The following is a 25,248-nucleotide window of genomic DNA, read 5'->3' as shown; positions in this document are numbered from 1 at the left end:
GTTCGGGGCTGCGAAGCGGGCGACCTGATAGTAGGGGAAGTTCCAGGGCATGATCCCCAGGATCGACCCGACCGGACGCCGGCGCACGAACGCCTGGTCTTCCGGCGCTGTCCCCCGCAGGGGCTCATCAGCCATGAACGCCTCAGCGTGCTCAGCGAAGTAGCGGTAGATGAGTTCGCAGAGCTTGAGCTCGCCCTTGGCCTCGGCGATCTTCTTGCCCATCTCGAGGTGGATGATCTCGGCAAGCTCATCAGCACGCTCGGCGTAGATGTCCGCGACCCGGTTGAGGATCGCGGCACGCTCGGCCACGGGGCGTGCTGCCCAGGGTCCGAAGGCGTCGTGGGAACGCTGCTGGGCCTCCGCGATCTGCTCATTAGTGGCGGTGGGGTATTCCTCGACGACCTCACCGGTCGCAGGGTTGAGAATCTGGTATGTCGACATGGTGATGCTCCTTTGCAGCGAGTGACATGCGGCAGTACTCAGAGCGTCGGCCTGTTGCCAGGACGTGTCTTTTCCCATGCTTGATGCGCATGGCGGTGCCGGTCTGCGTGAGCGTCGAGGATGGAAGCTCTGCGCAGAGGCTTGTGTACCCCGCATCACACGTAAGCATCCCATAATATTGGCCGTTTGACCAATAAAATGAAGGCCTAGAAGAACCGGCGCGAGCCTCGGGGGCGGTGCTTCCCGCCTCCCGAGGCCCGCGGTCGGTTCAGGGGTCAGCTGCGGCCGAGGATGTCGTCGCTGATGATGCGCATCTGGATCTCGGAGGAGCCTTCGAAGATCTTGGTCAGACGTGCATCTCGCCAGTGGCGCTCCACCGGGAAGTCCTTGGTGTAGCCGGCCCCGCCGTGGATCTGCACGGCCTGGCTGGTGACCTCCTCCGCCATCTCCGCGGCCAGGTACTTCACCATCGCCGCTTCCCTGTCGCACCGGGCGCCTGTGTCGATCTGTGTGCACACGTGGTACATGAGCTGGCGGCATGCCTCGATCTTGGCGGCCATGTCTGCGATCTTAAACCGCAGATGCTGGAAGTCGGCGAGCTTGTGGCCGAACTGCTCGCGCTCCTTCATGTACGCGACGGAGTCCTCCAGCGCGGCCTGCGCCAGTCCGATCGAGCGGGCTGCGGTATGGGCGCGCCCGACCTCGAGCCCGGACACCGCCTGGTAGAACCCGCGGCCCTTCTCGCCGAGGAGCGCATCTGCCGGCAGCCGCAGGCCGTCGAAGTTCAGATCCCAGGTCTTCCACCCGAAGTACCCGATCTTGCGCGCCGGGGTTCCCGTCATGCCCTCCGGGAACGTCCCGCGCTCCTTCTCCAGCAGGAACGCCGAGATCCCCCGGTGACGCTTGGACGGATCCGGATCCGTGCCGGTGCGGGCGAAGAGGATGACGTAGTCGGCCTGATCCGCGTAGGTGCACCACATCTTCGTACCGGTGATGACCCATTCCCCCGTGGCCGGATCCTGTTCTGCGCGGCACTGGATGTTCGCGACATCGGAGCCGGCCTCGGCCTCGGAGAGGGCGAAGGCGCCGAGGTACTCGCCGGTGGCGACCTTGGGCAGGAGACGCTGCTCCTGCTCCTCGGAGAAGCCGCCGCCCATGCCGTTGCCGCGGGCCAGGAGGCCGCTCACGCTCATCCAGGCACGGGAGAGCTCCTCTGCGACGAGGCAGTATTCGAAGACGCCGAGGCCGAGCCCGCCGTACTCCTCGGGGATGAGGATGCCGAAGAATCCCATGTCTGCCATCTGGTCGACCATGTGGCGGGGGAAGTCGCCCTCGACGGGATCGAGCTCATTGGCGATGGGCAGGACGACCTCACGGGAGAACTGGCGGGCGAGCTGCTGGAGCTCGAGGCGGTCCTCGGTCATGTAGTGCGGGGTGTCGGGGCGGGGGCGCGGCTTGTGCGTCATCGAACATCTCCTTTAGCGCTCGGAAGCGAAATAATCACCCGCAAATCAGTGTACTCCGGGAATCAATGTGCGGTATGGGCCGTCCCGGTGCTGCGGCGCCCGGGACGGCCCACAAGCCTCAGCCCTTCTTGTAGACGAGCTGTTTGTTCACGAACTCGTCCATCGCCAGCGGACCCAGCTCACGCCCCACACCCGAGCGCTTGACCCCACCGAACGGCAGGAACTCGCGGGACGTTTCCGGGGTATTGAGGAACACCATGCCGGCCTGAATCTGGGAGCCCACACGCTCGGCCCGTCCCAGATCCTCCGAGAACACGGCCGCGCCCAGACCGAAGGGCGTGTCATTGGCCAGCTCCACCGCCTCATCCTCGCTGCTGACCTTGAACAGCATGAACGCGGGACCGAACAGCTCCTCGTGATAGCCGCGCATGCCCGGCCGTACTCCCTCGAATACGACCGGCTGCACGAACGCCCCCGGCGTCTCATACGCATCCCCGCCGGCGAGGACCGTGGCCCCATCGGCCTTCACCGCCTCCACCTGCTCCATGAACCGCTCCCTGGCCGCCGGGGACGACAACGGCGACAGCGGCGAACCCTCAGCGGTGGGATCCTCCGGAGTCGCAGCCTTCGCCAGCGCCGTGAGCTCCGTGGCGAACTCGTCGTAGAGGTCTTCTGCGATGATCATCCGCTTCGGGCTGTTGCACGCCTGACCTGTGTTGCCCATCCGTGTGGCGAAGAAGGTCTTCGCCGACTTCTTCACATCCTTCGTGTCCAAAAGGATGTAGGGGTCCGAGCCGCCCAGCTCCAGGACGACCTTCTTCAGGTTCCGCCCCGCCTCCGCGGCGACGGCCGACCCTGCCCGTTCCGACCCGGTCACGGACACACCGTGGTTCAGGGGTGAGGGCAGGAGGATGTCCGCGACCTGCTCATTCGTGGCATACACGTTGATGTAGGCATCCGTGGGGACTCCGGCCTCGTGGAAGATCTCTTCCATGATGGCCGAGGACTTCGGATCCTGGGGTGCGTGCTTGAGAATGATCGTGTTCCCGAGTGCCAGGTTGGGGGCCGCGAACCTCGCGACCTGGTAGTAGGGGAAGTTCCACGGCATGATCCCCAGGATCGACCCGACCGGACGCCGGCGTACAAATGCCTGGTCTTCCGGCGCTGTCCCCCGCAGGGGTTCATCGGCCATGAACGCCTCGGCGTGCTCGGCGAAGTACCGGTAGATCAGCTGGCACAGCTTCAGCTCGCCCTTGGCCTCCACCACCTTCTTCCCCATCTCCTCGTGGATGATCCCGGCGAGCTCGTCGGCGCGTTCGGCGTAGATGTCTGCGACCTTGTTCAGGATCGCAGCCCGCTCAGCCACCGGCCGGGCCGCCCACGGACCGAAAGCGTCATGGGAACGCTGCTGGGCCTCAGCGATCTGAGCGTCCGTGGCAGTGGGATACGTCTCCACGACCTCACCGGTCGCGGGATTGAGAACCTGATAGATCGACATGCTGTTGCTCCTTTGCAGGGGGTGAAATGACTGTCGGGGCTGGTGCGGGGCGGAAGCGGACAGAGAGCCGGCCCCGGCGGCACGCGGTACTCGGCGGCACGCGGCCTTCGACGGCCCTGGCGGCCCCCGGTACTCGAAAGGGGACGCTGCGCACCGGCAGGAGCCGGGCGTCGGTCAGTCCTCGGCTCCCAGGTCGGCGAGCAGCTGGTCGAGGACTCTGACGCGGTAGTCGTCGCGCTCGAACGCGGCCAGGCTCACCCGGGTGTCGGAATGGAGGATGCGGAGGTTGCCCTCGATCAGCTTGTTGAACAGGACATCGTTGAGATGGTCCCTGTCCCGCACGTTGATCTTGAGCAGGAGATCGTGTGAGCCGGTCGTCATGACGACCTTCTCGACCTCCTCGATGTCGGTCAGCTGCCGTGACTGCTCGCGGTGCTCCGGTCCCAGCTCGCGCTGCACGTTCACATAGACCGTGAGGCCGTAGCCCAGCGCCTCGAGGTCGATCTGCGTGGTGTACCCGGTGATCACTCCCGCGGCCTCGAGCTGCGCGATCCGCTCCGCGACGGCAGGAGCGGACAGCCCCACCTCCTTCGCCAGGGACCGCTGGGAGCGTCGGGAATCCTGGACCAGGAGCCGCAGCAGCTGCAGGTCGATCCGATCGAGGTCCTTCCGCGCGGCCCGGGTACCCCGGGCGGCAGGCCTGCGACTGTTCACTCGAACCTCTCATCACTCCATGACGACGACGGACCGCGCCCCTTCCGCGCGGCCCATCCGCTCGAAGCCGTCGGAGAGCTCATCGAGGCCGATTCTATGGGAGATCATGGCCTCGAGATCGAGGTCACCTGCGAGAGCGTGTTCTGCCATACGGGGCACATCACGGACGGGATCGCTCGAGCCGAAGACGGAAGACCGCAGGGTCCGGTTGAAGTGGAAGATCTCCATCGCGCTGAGGCTGACCTGGTCATCCGCCCTTCCGACACCCACGACCGTGCACTCGCCGCCTCGGCGGGTCGACTTCCACGCCGCTCTGATGGTGGCCGACAGACCCACGCATTCGAGGGAGTGATCTGCACCGCGGCCCTCGGTGAGCGCACGGACGTCACGGCTGAGGGAGTCCGTCGACAGGACGAAGTCCGTCGCTCCCATCTGCAGGGCGAAATCGCGCTTGGCCTCCGAGACATCGGCGGCGATGATCCGCGATGCCCCGGCCAGGCGGGCGCCCATGATCGCCGAGAGCCCGATGCCGCCCAGCCCGACGACCAGAACGCTGTCCCCCTCACCGATGCCGGCGGTGTTGACAGCGGCTCCCACCCCGGTGAGGACTGCGCAGCCGAGCAGTGCCGCGTGGGCCATGTCCAGGCCCTCCGGGACGGGCACCACGGCATGAGCGGGCATGATCACCTCCTCGGCGAAGGCTCCCACGCCGAGTGCTCTGTGCACCGCTGTGCCATCCGCCCGTGCGGTGTAGGGGGCCGAGGTGCCTGCCCTCTCAACGGCGGAGCACAGCCAGGGCTGCGCCGCGCGGCAGAACCAGCACTCCCGGCACGGCGGCGCCCAGTTCAGGACCACCGGCTGCCCGGGCTCCAGGTCCGTGACGTTCGCCCCCACCTCCGCGATGCGGCCGGAGGCTTCGTGCCCGAGGACGACGGGCAGCTCCGAGACGACGGTTCCGTTCATATAGGACAGATCCGAATGGCAGGCCCCGGCGGCGGCGATCCTGACCCGGACATCGTCGGGGCCCAGGGACGGCAGTTCGAGGTCTTCGAGAACGAGAGGCCTTCCGACCTCGTGGAGTACGGCCATCGTGACCATGTGTGCCTTCTTCCTGGACCGGCGGACGCCGGCCCGACAGCGGCTGTGGGAGGGGGATCAGGTACGGGGGAGCAGTGCGGCCGCGGTGTCCTGCACCAGCTCCGAGAGCGTGGGATGGGGATGGACGGTGAGGGCGAGGTCCGCCGGACTCGCCGCCATCTCGACGGCGAGGGTGACCTCCCCGATGAGCTCGGAGGCGTGCGGTCCCACCAGGACGCCGCCGATGACGGCATCGGTCTCCGTGTCCACGACCAGCTCGACGGAGCCCTCCGCCGCCTCCATCGTCGCAGCGCGGCCCGAGGCGCCCAGCGGGAGCCGCACCACGCGCGTGTGCAGGCCCTCGGCCTCGGCGGCCGCTGAGGTGAGGCCCGTGACAGCCACCTCGGGATCGCTGAAGACGACGAGCGGGATCGTCGTGGAGGACAGCGCGGCGCTCTGCCCGCACAGGGAGCGCACGGCGACCTTCGCCTCTGCGATGGCCTTGTGCGCGAGCGCCGGGCCGGTGACCACATCGCCCACTGCGGCGATCCGGGGTGCCGCCCGGAAGCCCGCATCCACGGGGATGAGCCCGGAGGCGTCGACCCGGATGCCGGCCTCGGCCAGGCCCAGATCACCGGTGGCCGGCCTGCGCCCCACGGCGACCAGCACCGCATCCACCTCGACGGCGGTCGTGGCCCCGGAGGAATCGGCGATGCTCAGGCGCCTGCCGTCCCAGCCCTGGGCGGTGCGGCCGGTGAGGAGTTCGATCCCCAACCGGCCGGTACGGCGCGCCACCTGTTTCTGCGCTCCCGCGGGCATGCCCGGCAGGATCGTGTCCGCGGCCTCGACCACCGTCACGGAGCTGCCCAGTTTGCGCAGCGCCGTGCCGATCTCGATCCCGATGTATCCGCCGCCCACCACCGCGAGCCGTTCGGGCAGCTCCGTGAGTGCGAGGATGCCCGCGGCGTCGAACACCGTTGCCCCGTCGAACGGCACCGGCGGGATCTGCACGGCGGCGGAGCCGACCGCGATCACCGCATCCTCGAACTCGACGTGCCGGGGCGGGCTCTCGCCTCCCAGCTCGATGACGCCGCGGGCCTTCCCCGTGAAGGTGAAGGAGCCTGCGACGATCTGGACCCCGGCCTTCCTCAGCGCGCCGTGGACCCCCTTCGACAGGCGTGAGACGAGTCCACCCTTCCACGCCTGGAACCGCCCCAGGTCCACCGGCCCAGAGGAGAAGCCCAGAGCGGAGTCGGCGAAGGTCACCGCGCGATTGCGCAGCTCCGCGGCTTCGATGAGTGCCTTGGAGGGGATGCATCCCTCCAGCAGGCAGGTTCCTCCGATTCCCTCCGCGCCCGCTCTGTCGACCAGCGTCACACTGCGCCCCTGTGCGGCGGCTTCAAGTGCAGCGGTGTACCCGCCGGGGCCCGCGCCGATGACGAGGAGGTCGAGCCCTTCCGGCATCTCTCCGACGACCATCAGCCGTTCCTCTCCCGCATGCACACACTCCGTCTCCTGATAACCATCAGAACTCCTCTGCCAGCATCCGTACGGGGTCCTCCAGAAGCGCCGTCAGCTGCTCCAGGAACACGCCCATGTCCGCCCCGTCGATGAGCCGGTGGTCGGCCGAGACCGCGAGCGGCAGGATCGGGCGGACCACCGGTGCGCCGTCCTCGGCGACCACCCGGTCCGCGATCCTGCCGAAGCCCGCGATGGCGGCCTCGGGTGGGCGGATGATGGGCGTGCCCAGCCAGCCGCCGTAGGAGCCGAAGTTGGTGATCGTGAAGGTGCCGCCGGACATCTCCTCGCTGGTGATCGTCCGCGCCCGTGCCCGCTCCGCCAAGGACTGAGCGGCCTGGGAGATCCCCACCAGCGACAGCGCCTGAGAGTTCTTGAGCACCGGCACGAAGAGCCCTGCCTCCGTCGACACCGCCAGACCGATGCTGCGATGCCCGTAGTAGGTGATCTGCTCCTTCTCCATGTCGAGTGCGGCGTTGAACGTGGGGTTGTGGGCGAGGGCGATCGACACCGCCCGCACCAGGAACGGCAGATAGGTGATCTTCCCTCCCCGGCCGGATTCGGCCAGATGCGCGTTCACGGCACGCCGCGCGGCGACGAGCCCGGAGGCGTCGATCTCGCGGAAGTCCGTGATGTGCGGGACCTGCTGCCATGACTCCGTCATGTTCTTCGCGATCTGCCTGCGCAGTCCCCGCAGCGGTGCGATTTCGTCCTCCCTGCGTGGACCTGCCGCTGAGGGCAGTACGGGGGCATCGGCCCGGAATCTGCCGGCTGCGGCAGAGGCGCCCTTCGTGGGAGCAGCCGCCGCCGAGGCCGCGGAAGGGAGGACCCCGCTCGCTGTGCCGGTGGTGGCAGCCGTGTCCTCGGATGTCGCTGCGCCCTCGGCCGGGAGGCCTGCCTCCACGGCAGCCGCGGCGACGGAACCGACCTGGGCGGCTGCCAGCACATCGTCCTTGGTCACCCGGCCACCAGGGCCTGATCCCGGCACCTCCCGCAGATCCACGCCCAGGTCCAGTGCCGCCCTGCGCGTAGCAGGGGAAGCCAGCACGCGCCTGCGGCCCGCTGCGGATTCCGCCGAGGCGGCGGCCGGGTCCGAGGCCGCGGAGACTCCGGTCGACGTGGCCGCAGGAGCCTTCTGTGAGGGGGGAGCCTCCTGTCCCGCCAGATGTCCGTCGGCAGCCGGGGCGAGGGGAGCGCCGGCCGCGGGAGAGTCACCGTCTCCGGCCTCGGCGAGCGCGATCTCCACGAAGACGGCACCCACCTCGACCATGTCGCCGGGTTCTCCGGCCAGTGCCGTGACGGTTCCCGCAACGGGGGAGGGGACTTCGACCACGGACTTGTCCGTCTCCACCTCGGCGAGCACCTGGTCGGGCACCACCTTCGTGCCCACGGACACCTTCCAGCTGATGATCTCTGCCTCGTCGAGGCCCTCGCCCACATCGGGCAGATGATAGGAGAACGTGTTCATCGGGCGTTCACCGCCGTGCGCGCGGCCGCGACCACACGGTCCGCATCAGGCAGGAAGGTCTCCTCGATGCCGATGTTCGGATAGGGCACGTCCGGAGACGTGACCCTCAGCACAGGAGCCTCGAGCGAGTAGAACGCCTCCTCCTGGATGGTGGAGACGACCTCTGCGCCGAAACCCGAGGTCAGCGGTGCCTCGTGCACCACCACCGCGCGGCCGGTGCCCGCAACCGCCTCGCGGATTCCGTCCACATCCAGCGGCACAAGGGTGCGGAGGTCCACCACCTGGGCGGAGATCCCCTCGCGTGCGAGTTCTGTGGCTGCCTTCTCCGCGAGCTGGACCGCGGCGCTCCAGGCGAAGAGCGTGACGTCCGTACCGTCGCGCGCCACTCGCAGCTTTCCGAAGGGGATCGTGTGTTCGCCCTCGGGCACGTCTCCCTTCACCAGGCGGTAGCCCTTGAGCGGCTCGCAGAACAGCACCGGGTCCTCGCCGCGCACTGCTGTGGTGAGCAGGCCCTTGGCCTCGGCAGGGGTCGAGGGCATGACGACCTGCAGGCCGGGCACGTGCGTGAACTGCGATTCGATCGCATCCGAGTGCAGCTCCGGGGCGCGCACTCCGCCGCCGAAGGGCGCGCGGATCGTCACGGGCGTGGTGAAGCGCCCCTGCGAGCGGTACCGGAAGCGTGCCAGCTGCGGCACGATCTGATGGTAGGCCTGATGCGTGAAGCCCATGAACTGGAGCTCGGCGATGGGGTTCATCCCCGACAACGACAACCCCAGGGCGGAGCCCACGATGGAGGCCTCGGCCAGCGGCATGTCGACGATCCGGTCCTCCCCGAACTCCGCCTGCAGGCCCTCCGTGGCTCGGAAGACGCCGCCCAGCTTCCCGATGTCCTGGCCGAGGACCATCACCCTCTCATCGCGCAGCATCTCCTCGCGGATGGTGCTCCGGATCGCTTCGATCATGGTCATGACGGTCATCGGTCAGCTCCCTTCTGAGCTGTGTGGAGTATCTCTTCCCGCTGTCTGAGCAGGCGGGCGTCCGGCTGGGACCACACATGGTCGAACAGGGACTCCGGCGGCGGTGGACCCACGGCACCGAGCGCCTCGATCGCCCTGTCCACTTCGCTGCGGTTGCGTTCCTCGATCTCGGCGAGGTCGGTGTCAGTGAGCGCGGACTGCGCGCGGAGATGGGCGATGACGCGAGGAATGGGATCGAGCTGTTCCCAGCTGAGCTTCTCGCCCGTGTCCACGTACTTGCTGGGATCGTCTGCGGTGTTGTGCGCACCCAGGCGGTAGGTCTGCGTCTCGATGAGGGTGGGTCCGTCTCCTGCGCGTGCCCGGGCGACGGCCTCGGCGGCGGCCCGGGTCACTGCGAACAGGTCGTTGCCGTCAACCAGCGCGGAGGGCACGCCGTAGCCGGCTCCGCGCTCCGCGAAGCTCTCCGCTGCGGACTGCTTGGACCGGGGTGTGGAGATGGCCCAGCCGTTGTTCTGCAGGACGAAGACCACGGGCGCCTTCCTCACCCCGGCGAGGTTGAGGGCCTCGTGGAAATCGCCCTCGGAGGAACCGCCGTCGCCCACGAAGGTCATGACGACCCCCGGGTCGCCCTGCAGCTTCAGTCCCCAGGCGAGGCCCACTGCGTGGGGCAGCTGCGCGGCCAGGCCGATCTGCGGGGGCAGCACCTTCACGCCCTCGGGGATGCGGGCGGCCGCAGAGTTGCCCTTCCAGTAGGAGAGGATGCCCTCGATCGAGAGTCCGTGGCGCAGCAGGGCGGGCAGCTCACGGTACTGCGGCACGATCCAGTCCGTGCCCGGATCCAGCGGCAGGCAGCTTCCCACCACGGAGGCCTCCTGCCCTCGGACGGCGGAGTAGGTGCCCATGCGACCCTGCCGCTGCAGGCTGAACGCCCGCTCGTCCACGAGTTTGGACAGCAGCATGAGTTCGAGCGCACTGCGCGTGGCCGCCGTGTCCAGCGGTGGTTCGGTGTCCGGGGCCAGAGCGCCCGAGGCGTCCAGCAGTTCACGTCGTTCCATTGTGCGGATGCTCCTTCGCAGAGGGGTGTGCATGGGTCTGTGCCCGGGGGCGTTCGGTGGAGTGGAGGAGGGCGGATCGAGGAGCCGGAGCCCGTGCGCCCGCAGCCGCCGAGGGAGGCCGTTCAGCCGCGGATGGTGCTCGGCAGCCAGGTCACGAGATCCGGGAAGGTGAAGAGGATCGAGACCACCAGCAGCTCCGCAGGGACGAACCATGCGACGCCGCGGAACGCGTTGGCCACCGTCACCCCGCGGGTACCGGCGAGGACGAAGACGTTCATTCCCACCGGCGGTGTGATCAGTCCGAGCTCGACCATCTTGATCATGAGGATGCCGAACCAGATGCCGTCATATCCCAGGCCGGTGACCAGGGGATATGCGATGGGGATGACGATGAGCAGGACGGAGAGCGAGTCGAGGAACATCCCGAGCGGGATCATGAGGGCGAGCAGGAGGATCACCACGAGCGCCGGTGACGGATTCAGGCTGATCACCCACGTGGCGAACTGCGTGGGAACCCCGGCGGACACGAGGAAGTACGTGAACACTGTGGCCCCGATGAGGATGCCGAAGATGAAGCTCGAGACGGAGGCGGCTTCGGAGAAGGACTCGCGGATGCTCACGATGAGCGCGCTGCGCCCCTGGCGAAAGCCGTCCAGCAGCAGCATGACGAGTGCCGTGGCCGCGCCGAAGGCGGCGGATTCGGTGGCGGTGAGGACGCCGGAGTAGATGCCGCCGATCACGATGGTGAAGAGCAGCGCGATCTTGAGCGCCCCCGCATAGCCCTTGCGCTTCTCCGCCAGCATCGCGTCGGTGGGGTCATCGGGGTCTGCGGGGTGCGTGCTCTCGCCGCCGGGGGAGGCTGCTGCGGAGGTCGGGGCCGCCTCGGCGACCGCAGTCCTCCCCGCCGCTGCTGCGCCGGTGAGCACTGGCACATTGCCGGAGACCAGCGAGGGCTTGAGCTTCGCGCGCACGAGGATGAGCAGTCCGAAGACGATCACCGTGATGATGCCGGGGATGATGCCCGCGCTCAGCGTGGCACCGACGGACTCGCCCGTGAGCAGAGCGTAGACCACCAGGACGATGCTCGGCGGGATGAGGAAGCTGAGCGTTCCGCCGGCCGCCACGACTCCGGCGGCGAAGGAGGTGCTGTACCCGTACTTCTGCATCTGTGCTATCGACATCCGGCCGATGGTGGCGGTGGTCGCCACGCTGGATCCGGAGACCGCACCGAAGGCCGCGCATGCGAACAGGGAGGCGAGGGCGAGACCGCCCGGGAGCCTTCTGAGGAGGCGGTGGCCCAGCAGGAAGACGTCCTCGGCGATCCGCGCCTTCTCCGCGAGCACTCCCATGAGGACGAACATGGGTATGACGACGAGTGCCACCTTCGCCGTGGACTGGTAGGGGAGGCTCGCGAGCGCCGAGGAAGCGGTGGACGAGCCGGAGAGGACGAAGAGGCCGAGCGCTCCGGAGACTGCGAGAGCGAAGGCGACGGGAATGCCGGCGGCCAGCAGCGCGAGCAGGATGACGATGGCCGCGACGACCACGAGGAGGATGATCGGCTCCATGTTCATGCCCTCCCTTCCGCGCCGGCCTCGGTTGCACCGTCTTCCGCCGTCCCGCTGCGCCACGTCTTCGCCAGGGTGACGACGCATTCGAGGATCAGTGCGGCCAGGGCGAGGGGGATCACGGCCTTCGCCGGCCAGATCGGCACCTGGATGAGCCCGTAGCGGTACTCGCCTGCGGAGATCGAACGCAGCGCCGCGTTGCCCGTCTGGAACATCATCCAGACGAGCACGGCGAGCGCGAGGACCATGCCTGCGGTGAAGATGATCCTGCCCGCACGCGCAGGCATCCGTTCGATCACGAGGTCGACGGCCACATGTGCCCCGGTGCGCATGGCGTACGCGAGGCCGAGGAACGCGGCAGCGACGAGGAACACCTCGCTGAACTCCGTGGTGCCCGGGATCGACCGGCCGGTGAGGGACCTGCGCACCACGTCAGCCACGGTCAGGAGCATGATGAGCGCGATGGTCAGCGAGGCGATCACGGCGAACGTGCGTGACAGGCGTCTGGAGAATGTGTCGAGTGCTTTCATGTTCTGCGACCCGTCGTTCGAGAGGAGGGGGATGAGGGCAGGGCTGCGGCCCGCGCCGCTGTCGTCAGCCGGCCTGTGCGAGGCAGGGACGGATGGAGAGATCTGTGTCCGAGCTTCCTTCGCGCTCGGCGATCTGCGACTGCAGCTCCTCGAGGAACGCATCGGCGTCCGTCGCCTCGACACCGGCGGCGACCGCATCGGACTTCCACGACTCGATCTGTGAATCGCCCACCTGGTCCCGCAGCTTCTCCCGCTCCTCCTCGGAGAACTCGACCGGCGTGCTGCCGGATTCCAGATAGGCGGTGCAGCTCTCTTCGAGATCGCTCGCGACGAAGCCGGAGGCGTCTGCGGCGAACGTGTCCACCTGTGCCTCCATGGCCGACCGCTGTTCATCCGTGAGCCCGTCCCAGTCGGAGCCGTTCATGAGGATGGCGCCCACCGAGTACACCCCGAAGCCGGGATCGGACACATGGGGCGCGACCTCGTGGAAGCTGTTCTGGATCGCGATGTCGAAGGGATAGGACGTGTAGCCGTCGATGACCCCGGTCTCCACCGACTGGTAGACCTCGCCGGCGGAGATCGAGACGGGATTCGCGCCGATCTGGCTGATGGTGTCCGAGAGGAGGCCGCCGGCCCGGATCTGCTTGCCGTCGAAGTCCTCGACCGTCTCGATGGGAGAGCTCGAGCCCACGATCGTCGTGGCCACCGGGACGAACGAGACGAGGTGGACCCCGGCCTTGTCGTACTCGGCCTGCAGCGCTTCGCTGCTCCGGTACATCTCGTTCATGGCGTCCGTGTGCGAGGCCGGGTCCTGGGACATGAAGGGAACGCTCGCGACATTCGTGAGCGGCAGCTCACCCGGGTAGTAGAAGGGATTGATGATCCCGACGTTCGCGCGGCCGTCCGCGATCCCGGGCAGGATGTCCGCGGCGGCCAGCAGGGACTCCTGGTGGAACACCTCGGTGTCCGCGACGCCCTCCTCCGCCAGGAACTCCGTGACGCCGACGAATGCCCGGCTGAATGAGTTCTGCTCGGGCATGTAGTTCGCTCCCTGCCATGAAGCGGTGCCGGCATCGCCGCCGCCTGCCCCGGCGACGCCGCCACAGGCTGCGAGTGCGAACGCGGCACCGGCAGCCGTCGCCGCTCCGCAGAGGCTCCTGGTGGATATGCGCATGAGGATCTCCTTTGATTCTCGTGTGGATTCCAGGTCTTCTGCACCGGAGCTCGCGACACCTCGGCCTGTCGGTGAACCTGGATGTCAGTCAATTTACTCATATGCATAGTCAGAGTCAATAGATAGTTTTCAACTGAAAATGTTTCTGTCCATATAACTTTTCAATCAGTCCTGGCGCTCTGGTCTGCCTCTGCATGCCGCCCCGGCGTGTCGAAGTTCGACGCGATGCTCTGGATGCTGGGCTCTTGACAGCGCCTTATCGAATGATCACTGTGGATCATGATCAGAGATCTGGTGCAAGACGAGGAGGTCCACCGTGAAAGCTCTGAGGACGAAGGCCGTGCAGGTGACGGCGACGATGGGCGTCGCCGCACTCGCTCTCGCCGGCTGTGCGGGTTCGGCGGGATCTGCCGGGAGCGGAGGCGGAGAAGCCGGCGGCGGGGAGGGCTACGCGCACGACGCCTCGGACGCGGAGATCGCGGCCGCCTTCGAGGACATCGAGCCCCTGACCATCACGTACCAGCCCTCCGCGCAGTCCGCGGAGGGGCCGGACTCCTACCGTGCGCAGGCGTTCAAGAAGAACCTGGAGGAGAAATCGGGAGGGAAGATCACGGTCGACACCACCTATGCGCAGGGGATCGCCGGCTACACGGAGCTCGGGGACGCGCTGGTGGACGGGCGCGTCGACATCGCCTACATGCTCCCCATCTACCAGCCGGACGAGTACCCGGTCTTCCAGGCCTGGGTCACCGGCACCACGCTCACGGGCACCTCTCCGCTCGTCGACGAGCTCGCCGCGAACGCCGCCCTGGGAGACCTCGCCTGGCAGGACGAGAACCTCCTCGCCGAGTTCGAGGACAAGGGCCTCGTGCCCCTCAGCCCCCTCAACGCCGCCGGCGCCGTCATGTCCCTGTGCTCGGAGCCGCACACCACCGCCGCCGACTGGAACGGGAACCAGGTGCGCGCCTCGTCCACCGCCCAGAGCGCGCAGCTGGAAGCGGTCTCCGCCTCGCCGGTCTCGCTCGAATACACCGAGGTGTTCGAAGCTCTCCAGCGCAACACCATCGACTGCACGCTCACCGCGACCCTGCCCGCGGAGACGGCCGGGGTGTTCGAGGTCGCCAACGACGTCGCCTACACGACCGATGTGACCTTCGCCCGCGGGCCGGGCGGGGTGTTCGCGGGCAGCGCATGGGAGTCGTGGCCGCTGGCGGTGCGGCAGCTCGTCTTCGACGCGATGGCCGATGAGTTCGTCCAGTCGCGCCGCGGTGACCTCGCGGGCAACTACGCGGCCGCTGAGCTGGTCCGGGAGCACGGAGGCTCCTTCGCCGAGATGGACGACGAGACCCAGGCGCTCATCCGCGCGGCCTCCGAGGGCCTCGTGGAGGAGAAGGTGCGGGACGGTCTGCTGCCGGAGGGTTCGGTCGAGGCCGTCCCCGCCGCCGTGGACGAATGGCGGGAGGTCGTCACGGAGCTGGGCTATGAGGACGAGGGGACGTTCGCGGACTTCGACGAGTGGTACCCGGACGACGACAGCGAACTCCTCACCCCACTGGGAGAACGGTACTTCGAGGAGGTCATGCTGCCGCACCGTCCCAGCTGAGAAGGCGGTGCGACAGCGGGCCCACGGCGGCGTAAGGCGGATGCCCCGCCGGGCTCAGCGGGGCGAGGAGGGCAGCTGAGCCCACTCGCGCAGGGTGACCGCGCGGATCTTCGAGCCGTTGGTCCCGGCCGTGGTCGGCATCTCCTCGACGATCCGCACCTCGGCCGGCACCTTGTAGCGTGCGAGGCTCTCCCGCGTGTAGTCCCGCAGCTCGTCGCCGGTCACCTCAGCGCCTGCGGCGAGGACCACGAAGGCCACCGCTTCGGTCTCCCCCGACCGGCCGGTGCGTCCCACCACTTTCGCGGTGTCGACGGCCGGATGGCCGGCGATGTGACCCTCGATCTCCGCCGGATCGACCATGAACCCCTTGAGCCGGAGGATGTCGCCCATCCTGCACACGTACGCGAACGAGTGCTCGTCCACCCGGTCTCCCAGGTCGCCGGAGCGGAACCAGCCGTCCCCGGTGAAGGCCTTCGCACCTTCGCCCTCGTCGCCCAGGTACGCGTCGACCACGTTGGGACCGCGCAGCTGGATCTCTCCGCGCTCTCCGGTCGGCACCTCGGCGTCTGTGGCAGGGTCCGCGATCCGGTAGGCGTAGGAGGGTGATGCGAGCTGACCGCCCCCGCGTGCACGCAGCTCCGCGGCTGTCCCGGAGGGCCAGAACGAGGTGAGGGCGAAGACCTCGGACGAGCCGTAGACGCCCACCGTCGTCGTCCCGAACCTGTCGGCGGACCAGCGGGCGATCTCGTGGGAGGCGCCCTGGAAGTCCGCCACCCCGGTCCACCGCCACGTGGAGAGGTCGTACGGACGCTCTCTCCAGGCCTGTGCGATCCGGACGAGCATGTCGTCCCCTCCGACGTAGTGCGTGCCCCCGCGTGCGTGCCACACCTCCAGCAGCGCGGCCGGGTCGAACGCGGGCTGGATGACGACACTCGCTCCGCCGAACAGCGCGGCCATCACCGCGGTGTATCCGAATGTGCCGGAGTAGGGGAGAGGCTCCACCATGACGTCACCCGTGCGGAACTCCAGGCGAGCGGCCACGGCCTGCAGATGGGCGACCGTTCCGGCCTCGCTGTGCGCCGCGAGCTTGGGCATGCCCGTGGAGCCCGAGGTGGTGAAGGCCACCGCCAGCACGTCACGGTCATCGTCCGCGACATCCTGCACGCTCGCCGCACCTCCCGTGCGCTCCGCCGGAGAGGGGGTGCCCTGCTGCGTCCCCGTCGTCACCAGCCGGAACGAGGCCGAGGCGCCTGCATCGGGACGGGGCATGTCCAGGGTGGTCGCGCTTCCCGCCCCCAGGTCCCAGTCCTCCGGGCGTGGCGGTGCGGGCGCGTTCGGTGCGGGTGCGACGAGGACGAAGGGCCTGGGGGCGTCTGTAGGGAGGCTTTCGGCGGCACGGGTGAGGGTGCGCAGGAGGTCCAGGCGCTGGAAGCCGTGAGCGGCGACGAGAACCGAGGGCCGGGCCTTCCTGAGCACGTGGCCCACCTCTGCGACGTTGTAGCGCGTGTTCACGCCGATGACGTGGGCGCCGACCGCGGACGCTGCGAACTGCCAGGCGACCGCCTCGATCCACGACGGCAGCCAGACGGCGATGCAGGAGCCCGGCCCGATGTCCCGCCCCTGCATCCAGGCCGCGCGGGAATCCGCGAGGGCGAGGAGTTCCTCCGCCGTTGCGACGGTGGTGGAGACTGCGCTCGCCTCCGCGCGGCGGGGGCCTCCGGGCCTGCCGCGTTCCCGGTGCTCATCCGGAACCGGGTCCACCTGGATCAGGAGCTCTCGCTGAGGAGCGGCGTCCGCCCAGGTCCGGAGGCTGCCGTAGAGAGTGGGTGCGGAGGTCGCTGCGGTCATGGGTTCTCTCCTTCTGGTGGGGTTGCCGGGGCCGAAGCGCCTGCGGCCGTGTGTGCACCGAGGGCGAGCAGGTCCTCGACCCATCCGTCGATCACGTCCGCGAAGTCGTCCATCTCCTCCATGGGATAGTGCCCGATCCCGGGGAGCCGCGTGAATCGGGAGCGGCCGATTCGTCCGGCGGCACGTCCGACGCGCTCGGCATCGACCCACAGGTCGTCGTCTCCCACCACCAGGTGGGTCGGCGCGGTGATCCGCGGCAGTCGCTCGGCGACGTCGTGAGTTCCCCACGCGAGGAGGTCGGAGCCGGAGACCTGCGGATCCTCCCTGCAGTGCATGCGGCCGATGAGCTCCCTGCGACGGGTGCTCACGGCGCTTCCCACCACCGCGAGCGTTCCCCAGTAGGTGCGATCGGAGCGAGAGGGTGCGGAGATGTCGGTGAGCTCTCTGCGCATGGCGCGGATGTTCACATGCCCCGCCTCGGCGTTCGCCGCCATCGCGATGATCGCCGCGATCCCGTCCCCGGCGAGAGCGCCGATCTCGAGCGCGATCTTCCCGCCGATCGAGCAGCCGACGACCACGGGACGGTCGATCCGCAGGAGTGTGAGCGCCTTCAGGCAGAACCTCGCGTAGTCGGTGAGATCCGTGACGGGACCGCCGCGCGCCGGTTCCGAATGGCCGTGGCCCGGCAGATCCGGCACGAGCACGCGGTACCCGAGGGCTGCGAGTTCGCGGCCCGCGTCCCTGTACTGGACCCCGGACTGTCCGGCCGTGTGGATGGCGAGGAGCGGACGGCCGTGTTCCGGCCCCCAGTCCTGGACGAAGGCCGTCCGCCCGTCCACCGTCAGCTGATGCGCGCGGAGCGTGGTGGATGCGGCACTCATGCGGGCTCTCCGCTCCGTGCGGCACCGGGTGCGAACGGGACGCCCCAGCCGGCTTCCACCGCCATGGTGCGTGCGAGCTCGATGATGTGGACGAGGGCGGAGGTCATCCGCAGATACTCGTAGCCGGACCCGGAGGAGCCGAGCCTGCGGCGCATGGCGGACTCCATGAACGAGTAGCGGTCGTGGGTCATGAGCGCGATGAATTCGTCTCCCGGGATGTCGACGATGAAGTCCGCGCCGAGCAGCGACCGTGGGACGATCTCCAGCACCTGACCGCGATAGCACCGGATGTGCAGTTCGCGGCCTCCGATCCGGATCCCCATCGTGCCGTCGTAGCTCGCCAGCAGCTCCGCTGTGCGGGGGTCTCCGTCCAGGCGGGCCTGCAGCAGGCGCCCCCACCGGCGGGATCCGGGGCAGTCCGCGGGATCGGCGGGCGGGAGGCCGATCCCCGCCGTGATGCTGATCCGCATCTCGCCGGCGCGCTGGGGATCCGCCGCATCGGCCTCGGGCCGGGTGGCGGCCGGCGGCCGCTGTGCGGCAGCTGCGTCCTCGACGACGGTGAGCACGGCTTCGACGATCCCGCCGGGCGGGGAGGCGGCGACGGCGGTGACCACACCGTCGACGGTGAGCGTCCCCGGCCGTGCATCCGCCCGTCCGCGCCCGAAGGGGCGCAGGACGTCGACGGCGGTACAGCGGACGGCGGTGTCCGGCACCGCGAGTTCGGCCAGCGCGATCCGCACCGCCTCGGCGGCCGCGGACAGGGGAGAGGTACCGGCGGCGGCGCGCACGCCGGCGCTGAACCGTCTGCCCGGGCGGACGGTCGCAGTGTCCGGAGCGGTCTCCGTGGGGGAATCGGCCATTGTCAGTCCTTTCCGACGGGGCGGAGGCGGTGCGGTCGTGTGGCAGGATGTCGAGCTGTGCGGGAGAACGGGACGAGACGGCGGGCGGCGCCCCACTTCATCGACAGGGCGACGGTGATCGCCGCTGCGCTGGAGGCGTTCGCCGAACGCGGGTTCCACGGAGCGTCGACGCGGAGCATCGCCGCGCTCGCCCGGACGTCGCTGTCGAACCTCTACAACTACTTCGGCTCGAAGGACGAGATCCTCGAGTTCGTGCTCGAATCGACCTCGCGGGAGCTCGCCGACTCCCTCGAGACCGCGGTCGCGGACGCAGGAGGCGGACCTCCTGGGCGGCTGGCGGCGGCAGTGAGCGCCTACGTGCGATTCATCGTCGACAAGCCGCAGGCCTCGCTCGTGGGGATCACGGAGTTCCGGTATCTCGCAGGGGAGAGGCGCGCGGCCGTGGTCGAGCAGCGGGACCGCTCGGAAGCCGTCTTCCGCGCGGTGATCAGCGAAGGGCGGGCGGCCGGCGACTTCGACGTGCTGGACGTGCCCAGCGCGACGCGTGCGGCGGTGTCCCTGTGCAATTCCATGTCCGCCTGGTACCGGCCTGACGGCCCCCACAGTGCGGACGAGCTCGTGCGGCTGCAGGTGGACCTGGCTCTCGGCCTCGTGCGGTCCGCTCAGCGTGCCGAGCGGTCGTCGCCGGCCCATCACAGGAACCCGAGGAGAAGTAGCGAGGCGCCGTAGACGATGCCCAGGAACAGCATGATGAGGAAGAGATACCCCATCACGTCTCTCAGCTTGATTCCCGAGATGGCGAGCACCGGCAGGATCCAGAAGGGCTGGATGGAGTTGGTCCACTGGTCCCCGTAGGCCACACCGAGCGCGGTCGCCGCATAGTCGGCGCCCATGCTGCCGGCGGCTTCCACCATGATGGGGCCCTGCACGGCCCATTGCGCGCCGCCCGAGGGGGCGAGCAGGTTGATGATCCCGCCGGACAGGAAGCTGAAGAACGGCAGCGTCTCCGGGGTCGAGACGCCGGCGAAGACCCCCGCGAAGGTCACCATGAGCCCGGAGCCCGCCAGCACGCCCATGATCCCGGCGTACAGCGGGTACTGGACGAGGACCCCGCTGACCACCCCGATGCTGTTCCGCAGCGCTGCGAGGAACGCGCTGGGCCGGGCGAAGAGAAGGAGGGCGAGGGAGAGGAAGGCGAGGTTGATGATGTCGAAGTCGACGGCTCCCCGGCCGACGAAGTGGAGGACCGTGTAGCTGATTCCGAGCAGGCCGATGAAGATGCCGATCGCAGGGCTGCGGTTGAGCCGATCTGCCAGAGTCTCTCCCCCGCCGGCCTCCTTCCCGGCTTCCTCCTGAGGCGCCGGCTGCGGCAGCCGCAGCTCGATGACCTCTGCGGCGTCCTTCGGGTGGAGGAACGCGACGAATGCCGGGAGGCCGAGGATCACGACCGCCGCCGTGAGGAGCACGAGGGGAGCGAAGATCGTCTCCGTCGTCGGCACGACTCCCATCTGCTCCTCGAGGATGTGCCCCGGCGTCGCGATGGTGAGCGGGATGGTGCCGGAGAGGCCGATCCCGTAGAGGGAGAAGCCCGCATATCCCCCTGCGACGGCGAGCGGGTAGTGCATCCCCGGCACCGTGCGGGCGAGCTTCCTCGCGAGGACCACACCGATGACCAGGCCGAATCCGACGTTGAGCCACGTGCCGAGCGCCCCGGCGAAGGTGGCGATGGCCACCGCGGCGCGAGGGCTGCGGACCCTCTGCGCGAGTGCGTCGAGTCCGCGATCGACGAGGGGTGTGCTCGCGAGCATGTACCCGGTGAGGAGAAGCATCGCGATCTGCATGGAGAACGCGAGCAGGTCCCAGGCGGACCCGCCCCACATGCTCACCAGATCGATGGGGTTCTGCTTCTCGACCGTCGCGGCGAGGACGAACGTGACAAGGGTGAGGAGCACGGCCACCACGAGGGAGTCCGGCAGGAATCGGTAGAAGGCGCGTGAGAGCGCGGAGGCCAGTGACTTCATCGTCTCTTTCCCTGTGTCGGCTCCGAAGCGTACGGAGGAAGAACGATCGTTCTTGCATGTCACCGATCACACTAGGGGAGGAGTCCGGATCCCACAAGGCCGAGCCCGAGGGTCCGGTGCGGCCCGCCGCGATCCCGTCCCCGGCGGACGCGAGAGGGCCCGGGCGAACGAATCGCCCGGGCCCCTCCGGTCTGCGCCGGGTGCGGGTGTCAGTCCTCGGAGTCCAGCCAGGCACGGACGGCGTCGCCGTCCTCGCCCAGCTCCGGCGGCTGCTTCCGGTAGCTCACGGGCGAGGCGGAGAACGAGAGCGAGGGGCGGATGGTCGGGATGCCGCCCTCCTCGCCGGTGGTCCACACCGGTTCGAGCCCCAGCTCCTCCGCCGTCATCAGGCCCTCGTTGACGCTCTGCACGGGCGAGCTTGGCAGACCGGCCTCCGTGAGCAGCGCGAACCACTCCTGCTTGCCCTTGTGGGAGAGCGCCTCCTCCATGAGCGGGCGGAGCTCGGCGCGGTTGACGTTGCGCTTCTCCGGCGAGTCGAAGCGCTCGTCCGTGCTCCACTCCGGGTGGCCGAGCACCTCGGCGAGACGGGCGAACTGTCCGTTGTTCGCACCCACGACGATGAGGTCGCCGTCGCCCGTGGGGAAGGCGTTGTACGGGTAGATGGTGCCGTGCTCGGCTCCTGCCCGCCGCGTGGTCTGTCCGCTGAGCGCGACCTGGTACTGGTTGGTCATGGTGAAGAGGGCGTTGCTCATGAGGTTGTTCTCGATGAGCTGGCCCTCGCCCGTGAGGTCGCGGTGGCGGATGGCGGCGGTGATGCCCAGCGCGGTCGTCATTCCGGTCGTGATGTCGAAGATCGAGACGCCGGAGCGCACGGGAGGGCCGTCCGGATCCCCGTTCATGTCCATGAGGCCCGCCGCGCCCTGCACGAGGACGTCGTAGCCGGGCATGTCCGCGCCCTTCTTCGTGCCGAAGCCGCTGATGTGGGCGTAGATGACCTGCGGGTTGAGCTCCCGCACTCCCTCGTACCCCAGCCCGAACTTGTCGATGGACCCGGGCTTGAAGTTGTGGAGGAAGACGTCCGCGCGTGCGGCGATGCGCTTGGCGACCTCGAGGTCCTCCGGATCCTTGAAGTCCAGGGCGATCGAGTGCTTGTTCCGGTTGACGGCCTGGTAGTAGCTCGCCTGGCCCATGTACACCGGAGGGCTCCAGGAGCGGGTGTCGTCGCCGCCGGGGCTCTCCACCTTGATGACCGTCGCGCCCAGATCGCCCAGGGTCATGGAGCAGAACGGTCCTGCCAGCACCCGGGAGAAGTCCGCGACGACGATGCCGCTGAGCGGCCCGGCGGGCAGATCCGAGGAGGAGGGGGCAGAGGTGGGTGGCAGACCAGTCATCGTCTTCCTTCGCTGCGAGGGTGTGTTCTGGCGGATTGCGGTGATGCGCGCGACTCCCTAGCGTATAGTCCAGACTGCTGAACGTTTGATAAGGCCGAGCACTGAGACGGTCGCCGGACCGCTGTCCGACGGATCGCGCACGGCCGCCACCGGAGGGACCGTGACGCGTCCCGGCACGAGGAGAGACGACGATGACGTCGAACGAACCACCATCCGCAGCCGCTCAGGATCCGTCCGGACTGCCGACGGGGATCGGGCCGGGGGTCCGTCCGTGGGTCGCGGCGCGCGCCGGCGTGGAGGAGGCTGAGGTGGGCTTCCGCGTGCTCTCCGTGGGACGTTCCAACCTCACCTTCACGGTGACCCTCGACGGTGCAGACCGCTGGGTCCTGCGCCGCCCGCCGCTGGGGCACCAGGGCGGCAGCGCGCACGACGTCTCCCGCGAGGGGAGGATCATGGCCGCGCTGGGCCCCACGTCCGTACCCGTGCCGACCATCCTCGAGATCGTCGACGACCCCACCGTGCTCGAGGTCCCCTTCGTCTTCCAGGACCACTGCGACGGCTTCCCCATCCACGAGCCGGCCGATCTCGAACTCATCCCGGCCTCGGGCTCCGTGGCCGGCTCGATGCGGTCCATGGTCGACGCCCTCGCCGAGATCCACCGGGTGGACATCGACGCGGTGGGCCTCGGCGATCTGCGCCGTCCGGGCGGATTCGTCGAGCGCCAGCTGCGCCGCTGGCTGGGTCAGTACGAGGCCATCACCACCCGTGACATCCCGGTGATCCGCGAGGCGCAGGCCGCGCTCTCCCGTGAGATCCCGCCCGAGACCGTCACGGGTCTGGTGCACGGTGACGTCAAGCCCAACAACATGCTCTTCGACCGCACCAGCGGTGAGGTCCAGGCGGTCGTGGACTGGGAGCTGTCCTCGGTGGGCGATGTCGTCACGGACCTCGGCTACCTGCTCGCGATGATGTTCGTGCCCATCGAGTACACCGGCATCTGGACGCCCACGGTCGAGGAGGGCGGTCTCACCGCGGAGCAGGTCACCGCCCGCTACGCGGAGCTCACCGGCCAGGACACCTCCCGCGTGCCGTACTACGCCGCCTTCGCGGCCTGGAAGCTGGCCTGCATCCGGGAGGGCGTCTACACCCGGCTCAAGCAGGGCCGCATGGGCGACCTCGACCTCGATCCCGAGGAGACCGGGGCGGGTGTGGAGCCGCTCGCCGCCTACGCCCTCGACATCCTGCGTTCGGGCCGGATCTGAGGGGCTGGGCGAGGGGGAGGGCCTCTCACCGGGCCGTGCTGCTCCGCTGCGTGCCGGGGCCGGCCGAGACGGACCGAGCGCCGGGCCGAGCGCCGGCCGAGGCGGACGGAGCGGACGCGAGGCGGAGCGCACGCCGAGTGTGACGCAGTCGAAGGAATACTCCGCCGCCGCAGATCCTTGCATCCGGCGGACCCGCTGCATGTGCGGTGTCCGGCGCAGGGCGGCCGTACGTGCCAGGAACGGGGCGTGCGCCGCAGCGCCACTTCACTCATCTGAGCCCTAGGAGCCCATGACATGACGCGGATCGGAATCATCGCAGGCAGCAACCGCCCGGGAGCGCTCAACCCCCAGGTCGTCGACTGGGTGAAGGCGCAGCTGGACGAGCGCGGCGTGGAGAACGAGGTGCTCCGGTATGCGGACTTCGACCTGCCCATCCTCGACGAGCCGATCCCCGGAGGCGCGCACCAGTACCAGAACGCGCACACGGTGGCCTGGGGTGCGGCGGTGGAGCCCTTCGACGGCTACATCGTCGTCACCCCGGAGTACAACCACTCCGTGCCCGGTCCGCTGAAGAACGCGATCGACTTCGTCGGCACGGAGTTCGCGCACAAGCCCGTGGCCTTCGCGAGCTACGGGGCGGATAAGGGCGTGCGGGCGGTCGAGGCGTGGCGCCTCGCCTTCGCGAACTTCCGCACGGCGACGGTCCGCGGCACCGCGTCCTTCTCGATCTTCACGGACTTCACCGACGGCGCATTCGCCCCGGAGGAGGTCTCCGCGCAGACGTTCGAGCCCATGCTCGAGGACCTGCTGGCCTGGGCCGAGGGCTTCAAGACGGTGCGCGCGGCCCAGGGCTGACCCCGCGCGCGTGAACAGCGCCCATGTCTCACTCTGCTTCGCATTTCCGCCGGAAAGGCGAAGCAGAGTGAGACATGGGCGCTTGGACGCAGGCGTCAGTTCGCGACGAGCACCACGCGGCCGGCGACCCTGCGCTCTGCGAGGTCGTCGAGCGCGCCGGTGACGTTCTCCGCCTCCAGGGGGCGCTCCTGGATGGGCAGGCGGGGGAGGTCGGTCTCGCCCGCGAGCTTCACGAGGGCCTTGAGCTCGGGGAGGCTGCCGACGAAGTTGCCCTCGATCTTGAGCTGGCTGAGTGCGACGAGGGTCGTGGGGAAGGCCAGCTGTCCGCCGAACAGGCCGACGCTCACCAGCTTGCCGCCCACGCCGAGCGCGCTGAGCGCCAGGGACGAGGTCGCGCCGTTGTTGACGAAGTCGATGGCGCCCGCGAGCTTGCCCCCGCCGGCCTCGACGAGATCCGCGACCGCGTTCTCCCCGGTGGTGAGGACGGTCGCGGTGGCACCCGCGGCCTTCGCGTTCTCCAGCGCGGCCTCGCTCACGTCCGCGGCGACGATGTTCCGGTGCCCGCGTGCGCGCAGGATGGGGATGACGCTGAGGCCCACGCCTCCGGTGCCGATGACGGCGATGGGGCGGTCGACCTCGGGGGTGAGGACCTTGGTGGTGGCGGCGTAGGAGGTCAGCCCGGAGCAGGCGAGGGTGGCGGCCCAGGACGGGTCGAGGTCGCCCACGGGGACGAGGTAGCGCGAATCGGGCACCCACACCTCGCGGGCGTAGCCGCCGTTGAGGGCGACGGAGAGGTTCCGCTTGGCGCCGATGCAGTAGTTCTCGCGGTCCTCGGCGCAGGCCTGGCACTCGCCGCAGCCGATCCAGGGGAAGACGATGAACTGCTCGTCGCCGGGCTGCACGGTGGAGTCGGGGCCGGCGGCGACGACCTCGGCTACGCTCTCGTGGCGGCGGACCAGCGCGGGCTCCGCGCCGGCCGCGCGGGGGGGGTCACGGAGCCCGGCTCCGCCGGCGCAGCCGCCCGCGGGAGCGGGGCGCGCGGCG

The 25,248-nt window shown here is 69.0% G+C and carries 22 protein-coding genes; 4 read left to right on the top strand and 18 right to left on the bottom strand.

What is annotated here, in order from left to right; all coding sequences use genetic code 11:
• From Q0A33_RS01370 to dctP, 12 genes are all read right to left on the bottom strand, one after another.
• On the bottom strand, positions 1–441 hold a 441-nt coding region (locus Q0A33_RS01370), incomplete at its 3' end, for an aldehyde dehydrogenase family protein (RefSeq protein WP_291792021.1).
• Between the two features lie 275 nt (positions 442–716).
• Positions 717–1,907: an acyl-CoA dehydrogenase family protein gene (locus Q0A33_RS01365; protein ID WP_291792019.1), complete on the bottom strand. Its 1,191-nt coding sequence runs from the start codon at positions 1,905–1,907 to the stop codon at positions 717–719.
• Positions 1,908–2,025: 118 nt separating this feature from the next.
• Positions 2,026–3,405: an NAD-dependent succinate-semialdehyde dehydrogenase gene (locus Q0A33_RS01360; RefSeq protein ID WP_291792017.1), complete on the bottom strand. Its 1,380-nt coding sequence runs from the start codon at positions 3,403–3,405 to the stop codon at positions 2,026–2,028.
• Positions 3,406–3,579: 174 nt separating this feature from the next.
• Positions 3,580–4,119 (bottom strand): Lrp/AsnC family transcriptional regulator, encoded by a 540-nt coding sequence (locus Q0A33_RS01355; RefSeq protein WP_291792014.1) that lies wholly within the window; start codon positions 4,117–4,119, stop codon positions 3,580–3,582.
• Positions 4,120–4,131: 12 nt separating this feature from the next.
• The gene (locus tag Q0A33_RS01350; protein ID WP_291792011.1) at positions 4,132–5,217 is read right to left on the bottom strand and encodes a Zn-dependent alcohol dehydrogenase; all 1,086 of its coding nucleotides are present in this window, start codon (positions 5,215–5,217) and stop codon (positions 4,132–4,134) included.
• Positions 5,218–5,274: 57 nt separating this feature from the next.
• Positions 5,275–6,675: an FAD-dependent oxidoreductase gene (locus Q0A33_RS01345; RefSeq protein WP_291792009.1), complete on the bottom strand. Its 1,401-nt coding sequence runs from the start codon at positions 6,673–6,675 to the stop codon at positions 5,275–5,277.
• A 46-nt stretch (positions 6,676–6,721) separates the two neighbouring features.
• The gene (locus Q0A33_RS01340) at positions 6,722–8,182 is read right to left on the bottom strand and encodes a dihydrolipoamide acetyltransferase family protein (RefSeq protein ID WP_291792008.1); all 1,461 of its coding nucleotides are present in this window, start codon (positions 8,180–8,182) and stop codon (positions 6,722–6,724) included.
• Entirely contained in the window at positions 8,179–9,159 is a 981-nt protein-coding gene (locus Q0A33_RS01335) for an alpha-ketoacid dehydrogenase subunit beta (RefSeq protein WP_291792005.1), read from the bottom strand. Before Q0A33_RS01335 ends, Q0A33_RS01340 begins: the two co-directional genes overlap by 4 nt.
• Positions 9,156–10,214 carry a thiamine pyrophosphate-dependent enzyme gene (locus Q0A33_RS01330; RefSeq protein WP_291792002.1) on the bottom strand — a complete coding sequence of 353 codons (1,059 nt, stop codon included), beginning with the start codon at positions 10,212–10,214 and terminating at the stop codon, positions 9,156–9,158. The genes Q0A33_RS01335 and Q0A33_RS01330 overlap by 4 nt, the downstream gene beginning before the upstream one ends.
• Positions 10,215–10,336: 122 nt before the next feature.
• Positions 10,337–11,785, bottom strand: coding sequence for a TRAP transporter large permease (locus Q0A33_RS01325; RefSeq protein WP_291791999.1), 1,449 nt, complete (start codon positions 11,783–11,785; stop codon positions 10,337–10,339).
• Positions 11,782–12,309 (bottom strand): TRAP transporter small permease, encoded by a 528-nt coding sequence (locus Q0A33_RS01320; protein ID WP_291791997.1) that lies wholly within the window; start codon positions 12,307–12,309, stop codon positions 11,782–11,784. The genes Q0A33_RS01325 and Q0A33_RS01320 overlap by 4 nt, the downstream gene beginning before the upstream one ends.
• A gap of 64 nt (positions 12,310–12,373) precedes the next feature.
• The gene (dctP, locus tag Q0A33_RS01315) at positions 12,374–13,483 is read right to left on the bottom strand and encodes a TRAP transporter substrate-binding protein DctP (RefSeq protein WP_291791994.1); all 1,110 of its coding nucleotides are present in this window, start codon (positions 13,481–13,483) and stop codon (positions 12,374–12,376) included.
• Between the two features lie 316 nt (positions 13,484–13,799).
• Here dctP and Q0A33_RS01310 point away from each other — a divergent pair, with 316 nt between their 5' ends.
• Entirely contained in the window at positions 13,800–15,086 is a 1,287-nt protein-coding gene (locus tag Q0A33_RS01310; protein WP_291791992.1) for a C4-dicarboxylate ABC transporter substrate-binding protein, read from the top strand.
• Positions 15,087–15,140: 54 nt separating this feature from the next.
• On the opposite strand, the gene Q0A33_RS01305 is transcribed toward Q0A33_RS01310, so the two are convergent.
• Genes Q0A33_RS01305 through Q0A33_RS01295 form a run of 3 tightly spaced genes read right to left on the bottom strand, consistent with a single transcriptional unit; the run spans position 15,141 to position 18,675 of the window.
• Positions 15,141–16,934 (bottom strand): AMP-binding protein, encoded by a 1,794-nt coding sequence (locus tag Q0A33_RS01305; RefSeq protein WP_291791989.1) that lies wholly within the window; start codon positions 16,932–16,934, stop codon positions 15,141–15,143.
• Positions 16,931–17,815, bottom strand: coding sequence for an alpha/beta hydrolase (locus Q0A33_RS01300; RefSeq protein ID WP_291791986.1), 885 nt, complete (start codon positions 17,813–17,815; stop codon positions 16,931–16,933). The genes Q0A33_RS01305 and Q0A33_RS01300 overlap by 4 nt, the downstream gene beginning before the upstream one ends.
• Entirely contained in the window at positions 17,812–18,675 is an 864-nt protein-coding gene (locus Q0A33_RS01295; protein ID WP_291791983.1) for a hypothetical protein, read from the bottom strand. Before Q0A33_RS01295 ends, Q0A33_RS01300 begins: the two co-directional genes overlap by 4 nt.
• Before the next feature lie 57 nt (positions 18,676–18,732).
• On the opposite strand from Q0A33_RS01295, the gene Q0A33_RS01290 reads away from it, so the two are divergent.
• On the top strand, positions 18,733–19,404 hold the full coding sequence (locus tag Q0A33_RS01290; RefSeq protein ID WP_291791980.1) for a TetR/AcrR family transcriptional regulator: 672 nt from the start codon (positions 18,733–18,735) through the stop codon (positions 19,402–19,404).
• On the opposite strand, the gene Q0A33_RS01285 is transcribed toward Q0A33_RS01290, so the two are convergent.
• Together Q0A33_RS01285 and Q0A33_RS01280 are read right to left on the bottom strand one after the other, a co-directional pair.
• The gene (locus Q0A33_RS01285) at positions 19,368–20,696 is read right to left on the bottom strand and encodes a TIGR00366 family protein (protein WP_291791977.1); all 1,329 of its coding nucleotides are present in this window, start codon (positions 20,694–20,696) and stop codon (positions 19,368–19,370) included. The genes Q0A33_RS01290 and Q0A33_RS01285 overlap by 37 nt on opposite strands.
• A gap of 209 nt (positions 20,697–20,905) precedes the next feature.
• On the bottom strand, positions 20,906–22,087 hold the full coding sequence (locus Q0A33_RS01280) for a CoA transferase (RefSeq protein ID WP_291791974.1): 1,182 nt from the start codon (positions 22,085–22,087) through the stop codon (positions 20,906–20,908).
• Positions 22,088–22,278: 191 nt separating this feature from the next.
• Here Q0A33_RS01280 and Q0A33_RS01275 point away from each other — a divergent pair, with 191 nt between their 5' ends.
• Both Q0A33_RS01275 and Q0A33_RS01270 read left to right on the top strand, forming a co-directional pair.
• Positions 22,279–23,349, top strand: coding sequence for a phosphotransferase (locus Q0A33_RS01275; protein ID WP_291791972.1), 1,071 nt, complete (start codon positions 22,279–22,281; stop codon positions 23,347–23,349).
• Between the two features lie 294 nt (positions 23,350–23,643).
• Positions 23,644–24,204, top strand: a complete 561-nt coding sequence (locus Q0A33_RS01270) for an NAD(P)H-dependent oxidoreductase (protein WP_291791970.1) — start codon at positions 23,644–23,646, stop codon at positions 24,202–24,204.
• A 95-nt stretch (positions 24,205–24,299) separates the two neighbouring features.
• Here the strand turns inward: Q0A33_RS01270 and Q0A33_RS01265 are convergent.
• A partial coding sequence (locus Q0A33_RS01265) for a zinc-binding dehydrogenase (protein ID WP_291791967.1) occupies positions 24,300–25,248 on the bottom strand: 949 nt, incomplete at its 5' end.

Origin of the sequence: Brevibacterium sp., assembly GCF_022712115.1 — a bacterium.
Classification (GTDB): Bacteria; Actinomycetota; Actinomycetes; order Actinomycetales; family Brevibacteriaceae; genus Brevibacterium; species Brevibacterium salitolerans.
The sequence above is the reverse complement of the archived record's forward strand: the minus strand, read 5'-3'. Positions and strand labels throughout refer to the sequence as shown.

Excerpts from the sequence above, each read along its gene's own strand:
- Q0A33_RS01330 (WP_291792002.1), bottom strand. The coding sequence starts at position 10,214 with ATGGAACGACGTGAACTGCTGGACGCCTCGGGCGCTCTGGCCCCGGAC.
- Q0A33_RS01280 (WP_291791974.1), bottom strand. The coding sequence starts at position 22,087 with ATGACTGGTCTGCCACCCACCTCTGCCCCCTCCTCCTCGGATCTGCCC.
- dctP (WP_291791994.1), bottom strand. The coding sequence starts at position 13,483 with ATGCGCATATCCACCAGGAGCCTCTGCGGAGCGGCGACGGCTGCCGGT.
- Q0A33_RS01320 (WP_291791997.1), bottom strand. The coding sequence starts at position 12,309 with ATGAAAGCACTCGACACATTCTCCAGACGCCTGTCACGCACGTTCGCC.
- Q0A33_RS01300 (WP_291791986.1), bottom strand. The coding sequence starts at position 17,815 with ATGAGTGCCGCATCCACCACGCTCCGCGCGCATCAGCTGACGGTGGAC.
- Q0A33_RS01325 (WP_291791999.1), bottom strand. The coding sequence starts at position 11,785 with ATGAACATGGAGCCGATCATCCTCCTCGTGGTCGTCGCGGCCATCGTC.
- Q0A33_RS01285 (WP_291791977.1), bottom strand. The coding sequence starts at position 20,696 with ATGAAGTCACTGGCCTCCGCGCTCTCACGCGCCTTCTACCGATTCCTG.
- Q0A33_RS01360 (WP_291792017.1), bottom strand. The coding sequence starts at position 3,405 with ATGTCGATCTATCAGGTTCTCAATCCCGCGACCGGTGAGGTCGTGGAG.
- Q0A33_RS01305 (WP_291791989.1), bottom strand. The coding sequence starts at position 16,934 with ATGACCGCAGCGACCTCCGCACCCACTCTCTACGGCAGCCTCCGGACC.
- Q0A33_RS01270 (WP_291791970.1), top strand. The coding sequence starts at position 23,644 with ATGACGCGGATCGGAATCATCGCAGGCAGCAACCGCCCGGGAGCGCTC.
- Q0A33_RS01365 (WP_291792019.1), bottom strand. The coding sequence starts at position 1,907 with ATGACGCACAAGCCGCGCCCCCGCCCCGACACCCCGCACTACATGACC.
- Q0A33_RS01340 (WP_291792008.1), bottom strand. The coding sequence starts at position 8,182 with ATGAACACGTTCTCCTATCATCTGCCCGATGTGGGCGAGGGCCTCGAC.
- Q0A33_RS01335 (WP_291792005.1), bottom strand. The coding sequence starts at position 9,159 with ATGACCGTCATGACCATGATCGAAGCGATCCGGAGCACCATCCGCGAG.
- Q0A33_RS01345 (WP_291792009.1), bottom strand. The coding sequence starts at position 6,675 with ATGGTCGTCGGAGAGATGCCGGAAGGGCTCGACCTCCTCGTCATCGGC.
- Q0A33_RS01295 (WP_291791983.1), bottom strand. The coding sequence starts at position 18,675 with ATGGCCGATTCCCCCACGGAGACCGCTCCGGACACTGCGACCGTCCGC.
- Q0A33_RS01350 (WP_291792011.1), bottom strand. The coding sequence starts at position 5,217 with ATGGTCACGATGGCCGTACTCCACGAGGTCGGAAGGCCTCTCGTTCTC.
- Q0A33_RS01275 (WP_291791972.1), top strand. The coding sequence starts at position 22,279 with ATGACGTCGAACGAACCACCATCCGCAGCCGCTCAGGATCCGTCCGGA.